This is a genomic window from Bifidobacterium sp. UTCIF-39, assembly GCF_006408715.1.
Lineage (GTDB): Bacteria > Actinomycetota > Actinomycetes > Actinomycetales > Bifidobacteriaceae > Galliscardovia > Galliscardovia tissieri.
The window spans coordinates 1-9,737 of the sequence record NZ_JEOG01000038.1; the positions used below are offsets into that span (position 1 = coordinate 1).

The 9,737-nt window shown below is 60.2% G+C and carries 6 protein-coding genes; all 6 read left to right on the forward strand.

What is annotated here, in order from left to right:
- Positions 1-636: 636 nt before the first annotated feature.
- The 6 genes from EP30_RS10685 to EP30_RS10710 all read left to right on the forward strand — a co-directional run bounded on the left by EP30_RS10685 (position 637) and on the right by EP30_RS10710 (position 9,144).
- Entirely contained in the window at positions 637-2,325 is a 1,689-nt protein-coding gene (locus EP30_RS10685) for a DUF5605 domain-containing protein (protein ID WP_140558635.1), read from the forward strand.
- A gap of 284 nt (positions 2,326-2,609) precedes the next feature.
- The gene (locus EP30_RS10690) at positions 2,610-4,307 is read left to right on the forward strand and encodes an MDR family MFS transporter (RefSeq protein ID WP_258185490.1); all 1,698 of its coding nucleotides are present in this window, start codon (positions 2,610-2,612) and stop codon (positions 4,305-4,307) included.
- Between the two features lie 809 nt (positions 4,308-5,116).
- Positions 5,117-6,121 carry an AEC family transporter gene (locus EP30_RS10695; RefSeq protein ID WP_181160887.1) on the forward strand — a complete coding sequence of 335 codons (1,005 nt, stop codon included), beginning with the start codon at positions 5,117-5,119 and terminating at the stop codon, positions 6,119-6,121.
- 118 nt (positions 6,122-6,239) lie between these two features.
- Complete coding sequence (locus tag EP30_RS10700; RefSeq protein WP_245819401.1) at positions 6,240-7,421, forward strand: ABC transporter ATP-binding protein; 1,182 nt, start codon at positions 6,240-6,242, stop codon at positions 7,419-7,421.
- Positions 7,418-8,233, forward strand: coding sequence for an ABC transporter permease subunit (locus EP30_RS10705; protein WP_140558640.1), 816 nt, complete (start codon positions 7,418-7,420; stop codon positions 8,231-8,233). The genes EP30_RS10700 and EP30_RS10705 overlap by 4 nt, the downstream gene beginning before the upstream one ends.
- A 5-nt stretch (positions 8,234-8,238) precedes the next feature.
- Positions 8,239-9,144, forward strand: a complete 906-nt coding sequence (locus EP30_RS10710; protein ID WP_181160888.1) for an ABC transporter permease subunit — start codon at positions 8,239-8,241, stop codon at positions 9,142-9,144.
- The last annotated feature ends 593 nt before the right edge of the window (positions 9,145-9,737 follow it).

A 9,737-nucleotide genomic window follows, 5' to 3' on the forward strand; every position in this document is an offset into this window, starting at 1 on the left:
TTTCTTCCTATAACCTACCCGGTTATACCCAGAGCCGCCGGTTATACCCAGAATAAGAGTCCGGTCATACCCAGAACAGGAGCACATGAACCACCTCGAGCCGAAGCCTAGATGATCAGTAATGAAACCCGAAACGCCAACCTGATGAAATGCAACGCCCTGCTGTTCCCGATCGTAAGGACTCGGCCTTAGAGGCTTGGTTGAATTCTTTCTTCTTACCTTCGTCCCTTTTTGCCCTCTATGCGGTCCTTGAGTGCTGGGTATATTTCCTAGTGTGCTTAGCGGATGGGGTGGGCATACTGTTCCAGATCGTAAGGACTCGGCCTGAGCGGCCCGGAGCGTATCTGGAACAGTATGCCCACCTCGTCCGCGAAAGCTCCTACCACCACCCAGCACTCCCGCTCCCCGGCGCGTCGACTGGACAAAACCAACAACCCATACTAAGTTACCAAGTAGTAACTTAAGTTGTTTGGCGAAGAACGTTCCGGTTTCGTCAAACGACTTACGTTACGCCCATCACGTCAACAAGCCTTACTCACCCTTGGGCTCCCGACTGATCGGGCCGAGACTTGACTCCATCCGACGTCCATCGCAGCACGTCGGTATCGATCGCCGTCCAAACATCAGGAGGACATCATGACCGCAGCAACCGAAGCCAAGGCCGCATCCACTGCAGCAACCATTGTCGATCCGATCCCCGTCGTACATGTCAACCCGCAGTCCAATGCCGACGCAACCGACACCCCACACGTCGAACGCTACGGTCTGTTTGAAATCAACCTCGACGGAACATCCGACGGCAATCCATACGTCGACGTGGAACTCACCGCCGACTTTATCAGCGCGACCACCGGCGAAACCGTCGCCGTCGGCGGATTCTATCGAGGCAACGGTCGGTATTCCATCCGATTCATGCCGATCGAGGAAGGCGAATGGCGGTACGTCACCCACTCCACCGATCCCGCGCTGAATACCATCGCCGGCGAACTCATCGCCGATCCGGCCGGCGACAACAACCACGGTCGCGTGTTGCGCGCCACCGATGTGCACCGTGCCGGCATATACGAAGCCGATCCGGCCGGCGGCGAGCTCAGATTCCAGTTCAGCTACGAGGACGGCATCCGCTACCTGCCCTTCGGCACCACCTGCTATGCGTGGACCAGCCAAAGCCAGGACGTACAGGACGACACCGTCGCCGCGCTCGCCGCGACTCCGTTCAACAAGATCCGCATGTGCGTATTCCCCAAGTTCTACGACTTCAACAATGCCGACCCCGACGTGTTCGCCTACGAAGGAGACATGGAACACGGCTTCGACCACACGCGGTTCAACGAGGAACTGTTCGCCAACCTCGATCGTCGTATCGGACAGTTGTGTGCGCTCGGCATCGAAGCGGACATCATCCTGCTGCACCCGTACGACAAGGAACAGTGGGGCTTTTCCAAGATGAGCCGCGAGGACGACATCCGGTATCTCTCCTACATGGCCCGACGCTACGGCGCGTATCGCAATGTATGGTGGTCGCTCGCCAACGAATACGATCTCATGCCGCAGAAATCCCTCGAGGACTGGCGGACATACGCGCGCGTGGTCATGGCCAACGACGCGTTCGACCATCTGCGGTCGATCCACAACTGCGTGACCGTCTACGACTACAACGAACCGTGGTGCACGCACTGCTCGATCCAGCGCGTGGACGTCACACGCACCACCGAATGCATCGCCGACTGGCGTGAGGCCTACGGCAAGCCCGTAGTGTGTGACGAACCCGGCTACGAGGGCAACATCTACTGGGGCTGGGGCAGCCTACCAGCCACCGAACTCATGCGTCGTTACTGGGAGGGCCTGATGCGATGCGGCACCGTGACGCACGGCGAGACGTTCATCGACAAGGGCGACCAGATCTGGTGGGCGCATGGCGGCAAACTGCATGGTGAAGCCCCCGAGCGCATCGCGTTCATGAGGCGTATCTTCGAGGCCGCACCGCGTGCCGCGAGTCCGCTCGGCGCCAACACTGATCCGTCCGCTGTGTGGAGCGTGAATCCGGTCGATGCCTCGCAGCCGCTCAACGGCGCGATGGAAAAGGCCATGAAGTTCTGGGATGTGCCCGTGCTCCGTTCCGGCACCGAATGGCAGCTCGTGTACTTCGGCTGGTATCAGCAGCTCTACCGCGAATTCGATCTGCCTGCAGGCGGCGAGTACACGGTCGACGTGATCGACACGTGGAACATGACCGTCGAGCGCATGCCCGGCACCTACACCGGCACAGTGCGCGCCGACCTCGGCGGCAGACAGTATATGGCCGTGCGCATCCAGCGCGTGTGAGTTTGCGGAAGCCGCTGCCCGCCCATTGTTCGGCATTGTCCGCCATTGTTCGCTGACGGATACAATCGGAAACGAACGGAGTGTTTGTCCCGAACAGGAGTAGAGTACTTGCGTCGGTCAAACAGGTGACCGACGCAACCGATCCGTACGCGACAATGGCACGAGGGCACTGACGAACACCATCCAATCCAACCCCCGACACTATGCCCGCATCGTGTGACGGCAACGGATATCGCCGTACACCGTACGGCGATGGACTGAGGCTGAGTGGAAACGGGTGAGATATGGCATCGATGGACATTGACGAACGTGATGAACAGGCAGATGAACACAACGAACGGACCACGGAACAACGTCATACAAAAGATTGCCAGGGCGGCAACGACAATCATGTGCAATGCCTGGCGGTGAAGGTCGGCGAGAACGGTAAGGATCGTGAGAACGGCAAGGGATCGAATCCGCGAGGGAGCCGGAACTCCAACGTCTCACGAACCCTTACCGGCGAGGAATCCTATCGCGACGGGCATCTCACCCATACCGCGTTCGTATCACTCGCGATCCTCACCTTCATCACGTTCGTCGGTAACTTCACGCAGCTCCAGCTCAGTTCCGCACTGCCGTCGATCGTCACCGAATTCCACGTGAGCGTGACCACCGGGCAATGGCTCACCTCGGTGTTCCAGCTCGTCATGGGCGTGATGGTGCCGCTCACCGCATTCATGACCAAGCGATTCTCCACGCGACAGATCGTCATTACCTCGATGCTCGTGTTCACGATCGGATCCGCGCTCGCCTGGGTTGCGCCATCGTTCATTCTGCTGCTGGTGGGCCGCATGCTCGAGGCCATTGGTACCGGTGTGATGTGGCCGGTGCTGCAGATCACCGTGTTCTCCATCTACCCGCTGTCCCGGCGAGGCATGGCCATGGGCACCGTGGGTCTGGCGATGAGTGTGGCGCCGGCGCTCGGCCCCACACTGGGCGGCTGGCAGACCGATATGGGCGGTTGGCGTTCCATCTTCCTCACCCTTACCGTGGTCGGCGTGCTGTGCCTGATCGCGTCGGCGGTATGGCTGCATAACTTCGGTGCGCATGACCCGTCGGTCAAGGCTGACTTCTTCTCGGTGATGCTGTCGATCTTCGGATTCGGCGGACTCATGTTCGGCTTCACGAACATCGAATCCTTCCCCATCACCCATCCGATGACCTGGCTGCCCATGACGATCGGCGTGCTTGGCATCATCTGGTTCGTTACCCGACAGCTGCGTCGTGACAAGCCACTGCTCAATCTGCGGGTGCTGACGAACCGCGGGTTCATGGTCGGCACCATCATCGCGTCGATCGCGTTCTTCGCGTTCAGCTCGATCATGGTGATCATGCCGTTGTATATCCAGAACGATCGCGGATATTCGGCCACGCTCAGTGGCCTGATCATGATGCCCGGCGCGATCGGCATGGCCATCACGCAGTTCTTCGGCGGCAAGGCGCTCGACCGGTTCGGTGCCCGGCCCGTTGTGATCAGCGGTAGCGTGATCCTGACGCTTGGCACATTCGCCATGAGTCTGATCTCCATGCATTCGTGGATCTGGTGGGTGTCGATCTGCCAGTTCACCCGTCAGATCGGCATGGGCTTTGTGCTCATGCCCGTGACCACGTGGTCGCTCAATTGTCTTGCCCCGGAGGACGTGTCGGCCGGATCATCCGTGACGAACACCGCACGTCAGATCGCCGGTGCCATGGGCGCCCCGGTGCTGGTCATCCTTATGGAGACCATGGCCGCCGCCCGCAAGGCCGCCCTTGGTGGTGGAGCGGACGTCGCCATCGCATCCAGCATCTTCGGCATCCAGTGGGTACTGCGCATCAGCGGCCTGTTGTGCGTGGGCATGGTGTTGATCGCCGTGTTTGGCGTGCGCGGTCAGGGTGCCGGTACTGCGCATGGCGCCTTGCAGCGCGTCCGCGAGGTCCGCGTGCGTGCGCATCGGTAGGTGGTGCCGTCTCTGTCCTCCCCCGATGGGTTTATATCTCGAGCTCAGACGGGCTAACTACGCTTCGCTAGGTTGATTTCGGGCTTTGCGGGCATCTTACTACGCTTCGCTGGGTTGTTGTAGGGAGCTTTTGCGGCAAAACCCATTCAGCTTCAATGGGGTACGAGGTCGGGCTGTTTTCGCATCTGCCTAGTGAGGCGTGATTAGACCTCAGCATGAGGTGATATCTGCCTACCGAACGCGGGATAGGCGGGATGGGCGGGATAGGCATGTCGAGCGTTCCGGCGCAATGATTGAATCCGGAATTCGAGCCCGGTGAAAAAGAGAACCCCGGCGGGTTGGGCGCCGGGGTAGAGAGAGGAAGAGAGAAGAGGGGTTCAGTTATCGGGTTCCGAGTGGAACCTGATCAGCGGTTGTTTCCGTTGACAGTTCTTATATAACCGCATGACTCTTGGGGCAAGGATGTCAAATCCTTGGACTTTTCTGGGCAAAACGTGGCGATTATGTGATGTCGTATGAAACGGCGCGCTGCGTGTGTCATGCGGCGTGTGTCGCGCGGATGAATCCGTGACCATGCCATGTATGTCATGCGCGGCGGCGTCTCCGATTATGGAAAAAAGTGGTTACCGATATGCGTCCGGTGGTGTATCGGTATACCGTATTACTGTCTGGATGCTGCCTGTCGAGTTCGCAATTGTGGCGAAAGACCGGGAAGATCACGGGCGACGGGATGCCGTCCACAGACGCAAACAACGAAAACAGCAGACGACACGAGAACGGCGAACTGTGCGCAGGCCGTGGGAGGCGCTATGGAGAAGATCGTTGAGCCGGTGGTGTTTCTATGCATCATCCTGCTCGGATATGCGTTCAAACGCATCGGCTGGGTGAAATCCGACGACTACAAGGTCATGCAGAAGATCGTGTTCAACCTGCTGCTGCCGGCCGCGGTGGTGGCATCGTTCATCAACAACGAGCACGATATGCGACTGCTGTGGGTGGCGCTGTTCGGCTTCTGCGCATCCGTCATCCCGATCCTCACCATTTACGCGGTCACCGGCAAAACTCCGCTGGGCAATCGCGCGTTCTACATGCTCAACGGATCGGGCTACAACATCGGTTGCTTCGCACTGCCGGTGGTGCTGGCGTTGATGGGCCCCGGTCCCGCCATCGCCGTGATCATGTTCGATATCGGTAATTCCGTGATGATGTCGGCCGGTATGAACGCGGTGACCACGCAGCTGCTGCGCATCGACGACACGCAGCCGCTCACGCCGGAGGAGCAGTCCCAGCCACTCGGCCCGCGTCCGCCGCGCAAGATCATGGACAAGGACGCCCGACGCCTGCAGCGGTGGGCGAGCTTCCGCCGCATCGCCCGCAACTTCTACTCTTCCGCCGCATTCATGACCTACATGCTCATGCTGCTGTTCATGGTCGTGGGATTCAGCATCCCCCACTGGGTGGGCACGGTGCTGCAGCCGCTTTCGAACGCCAACGCATTCTGCTCCATGTTCATGGTGGGCATGCTCATGGATCTGCCGCACGGCACCAAGGAGGTCAAGTCGGTGGCGACCGTGGTCGCATGGAGGTGGGCGTTCGCGTTCATCTTCTCCGTGGCGGCCTGGTTCATCCTGCCGGTGGATCCCGAGATCCGCAAGGCCGTGATCTTCGTGTGCTTCGCACCGGTGGGCGTGTTCTCCACGCTGTTCACCGACCGTGTGCTCGGCAACGCCCGTCTGGCAGGCCTGTGTCTGGCCACGACCGCAGTGCTGGGCCTGATCGCCATGACCGTGGCGAACATCGTCATTCCTGCGTAATGGCTTTATCGGTGCCCTGACTGGCATATGGATACCGTAAGGACGATATGACAGCCAGAGCATGACGTATTTATCATGTTCCCGGATGGGGAACGGGGCATCCGCATCCGGGGAGAGCATGATGACCGCGATACGCGACGACGCAACAACAACCGATGCCGTGGCTGGCGGAACGTCCGGCGGAACGCCGAACGGCACGCCGGCCCGGTCGTCTCAGCCGGGCCTGTCCCCCACATCGAAATCATCCGGTCTTCAAGCACCGGCGATCTCCACCAGCCACCTGACCAAACGCTACGGCAAGGCACGCGGCATCGAAGACGTGAACCTGACGGTGCTGCCGGGCGAGATCTTCGGATTCATCGGCCCCAACGGCGCCGGCAAATCCACCACCATCCGCACGCTGCTGGGACTGATCCACAAGACCAGCGGCGAAGCATCCATCTTCGGCTGGGATTGCGAAAAAGACCGCACCCGCATTCTGCAACAGGTCGGATACCTACCCAGCGAAGTGTTCTACTACGACGGCATGCGCGCCCGCGATCTGCTGTCCTACGCAGCGAGCTTCTACCGCGTCGACTGCACGGCACGCATCCGCGAACTTGCGGCGAAACTCAATCTGAACCTCGACCAGAAGGTCGAGGACATGTCGCTCGGCAACCGCAAAAAAGTCGGCATCGTGCAAGGGCTCATGCACTCGCCCAGCCTCATCATCCTCGACGAACCCACCAGCGGACTCGACCCGCTGGTGCAACGCGTCTTCTTCGATCTCATGCTCGAGGAACGCAGCCGAGGAGCGACGATACTGTTCTCCTCGCACATCCTGTCCGAAGTGCAGCGCATCTGCGATCGCGTGGCCATCATCCGCGAGGGTCGCATTATCGCCACGCAGTCGGTGGCCGATCTGCGGCGATCCGCGGTCAAGCGCGTAACGGTGGAATTCCTCAGAACCGATATCGAGGAAGTCACGCATGCATTCCTCACCGTTCCCGGCGTCCGTTCGCTCAGCATCGATGGGCATGATATCGACGATCGTGATGGCACCGATCATGATGTCGCCGGGCGCGACGTTGCCGGACGTAACGTTGCCAAACACACCGCCGACAGGCTCTCCACGGCGTCGCTGCTGTACGAAGGCGACTGCAATACGCTGATATCCGCGCTCGCCGGCATGACCCTCACGGACGTGGAGATCGCCGAACCGACGCTGGAGGAAGTGTTCATGCACTATTACCAGACACCGGAATCAGGCTCCGCTTCCGTGCAGTCGGATTCCGCCCAATCGAAGGCGACGGCACGATGAACATCAACGTCTACGGATTCGAACTGAAATCCCAGCTGCGCGTCTTCCTCGCCGGTACGGTCATACTGATCGGCACGGCGCTGCTGTTCCTCGTCGGCGCCTATCCGATCTACCGGGATTCCAAAGCGGACGTCGAGAAAGTGATCGACGGATTCCCGCCGCAGTTCGCCGCATTGTTCGGCGTGAACGACAACATATTCTCCTTCGGCGGATTCTACCGATTCAGTTCGCTGTACTTCATGCTGATCATGGCCATCATGTCCTGCGCATGGGGCCTGGCCATATTCGGCCGGGAGAAACGATCGAAAACCATTGATTTCCTCTTCGTCATGCCAACGCCCAGAATCAGCCTGTATCTGTCCAAGCTCGCGGCGGGATGCACGCTGATCGCCGGTGCGGGCGCGGCCTTCCTCCTCACCGTGGCGTTCTCCTACGGCCGGTACCGCGACGATCCCACCGCAATCGCCATTCCGCTCCCCCGCCTGTTGCTTGCCGCCGCATCGCTGTTCGGCGTAGGCATCGTCTTCCTGTCCTTCGGCGCGCTGACCGCGGTGCTGCTCCGACGAATCCGCAGCGTATCCGGCATCGCCACGGCGTACGGCGTGCTCGCGTTCATGCTGGTCTCACTGCCGGAAATGACCGGCGAGGACGCATACCGCATCGTGGCCCCGTTCACATGGTTCAACATCGACGAGGCGATGAACCACGGCCACTACGAAGCCGGATATCTGATCCTCGCGGCGGTGGTGGCCCTGGCCTGTCTGACGGCAAGCGCCATCGCATACGCGCGCGGCGACGTGGAAGGGTTGTGATCGACATGGCCACCAATACCGTCAACACTTCCAATACCGCCAGCGTCAGTGCCAGCGCCACCGGACTCACCGCCATGATCGCGATGATTATCCGCGAGCTGCGGGCCAACATCAAACCCCTGCTGGTGTGGAGCCTGACGATCATACTGTTCAACATCGCCGGCATGATGAAATTCGAAGGCATAGCCGCCGGCAACACCGAAGCCGTACGCCAGCTCACCGAAGCGTTTCCGAAGGTTGCGCTCGCCGTTATGGGCATCTCCGGACTGGACATGTCCACGTTCGCCGGATACTACGCGGTGCTCGAGTTCTACGTCGGCATCATGGCGGCAGTATATGCGGTGGCGCTCGCGCGCAATGCGGTGCTGCGGGAGATGGTGGACGGCACATACGAGTTTCTGTTCGTCCGTCCCGTGTCCCGATCGACGATTCTGACGGCGAAGTTCGTGGCCGCGTTGATCGATGCGATCGTGTTTGCTGCGGTGAATCTGGTGTCGTCGTTGGCGTGTTTGCCGATGTTGGGTGATGGTTCCGCCGGGGCTGAGCACGGGCTTGACGATGGTGCCGCAGTGATCTGGCGGTTCTCGCTGTGGCTGTTCGTGATGATGCTGGTGTTCGGCGCGATCGGCGCGTGCGTATCGCTGGCGAGTTCCGTGCCGTCGCGCGGCGCGGCCGTGGGCAATGGTTCGGTGATCGTGGCCTATGGCGCCGGTGTCGTGTATGACATGTTCGCCGATCACGACGCCTCGGTTGTGGCCCGGATCCTGTCACCGTTCCGCTACGTCACGCCGGATGAGGTGATCAACGGCCATGTGCCGGTGCCGTTCGCCATTCTGGCCGCGCTGATCGTGATCGCCGGATTCACGACGACCTATCTCGTTTTCAATCGGCGTGATCTGGTTTCCCGATGAGGCATCTCCGCTGACGGGTCATCGGGCCGGAATGTGTGTCTGTTTTGGCTTGTTTTTCCTATGGAGCAGTAGGTGTTTTCCTTGTCCGAGTTTGTATGGGCGGGGGAACGCGAGGTCGGCCGGAATGTGTGTCTGGAACAGGCCGTGAGGTCTTGCGGGACAACGGTTGTGCGGCTTTTCGGGGGCATCCACTCCCGGACACACATTGAGGACTACGATCCGTGGCCATCCGATGCCTGTTCGACATAGGCGTGCGTCCGATGAGCACGGGACGTCTTCCCTAGTGTTTGTTTGCCGTATGCGTGCGTCCGATGAGCATCGTGCCCCGTCCTCCATACTTATCGGACACATACGTGCGTCATATGAGCACGGAAGCTTCTCCTTGGTGCTTGTTCGACATGCACGTGCGTCCGATGAGCATTTCCCCGGTTACGGTGGCAACGGTTGAGGATCGTATATATGCCGACGCCGGTTGAAGGTGACGTCGGCGCTTCCGATACGGCGGCATGGGGCGGATGGCAGGCTCCCACCCGGACCGCGAATGGCCCGCCAACGACTAGACCACCAGACGCACACATATAACCCCACTATCT

Excerpts from the sequence above, each read along its gene's own strand:
- EP30_RS10685 (WP_140558635.1), top strand. The coding sequence starts at position 637 with ATGACCGCAGCAACCGAAGCCAAGGCCGCATCCACTGCAGCAACCATT.
- EP30_RS10690 (WP_258185490.1), top strand. The coding sequence starts at position 2,610 with ATGGCATCGATGGACATTGACGAACGTGATGAACAGGCAGATGAACAC.
- EP30_RS10695 (WP_181160887.1), top strand. The coding sequence starts at position 5,117 with ATGGAGAAGATCGTTGAGCCGGTGGTGTTTCTATGCATCATCCTGCTC.
- EP30_RS10700 (WP_245819401.1), top strand. The coding sequence starts at position 6,240 with ATGATGACCGCGATACGCGACGACGCAACAACAACCGATGCCGTGGCT.
- EP30_RS10705 (WP_140558640.1), top strand. The coding sequence starts at position 7,418 with ATGAACATCAACGTCTACGGATTCGAACTGAAATCCCAGCTGCGCGTC.
- EP30_RS10710 (WP_181160888.1), top strand. The coding sequence starts at position 8,239 with ATGGCCACCAATACCGTCAACACTTCCAATACCGCCAGCGTCAGTGCC.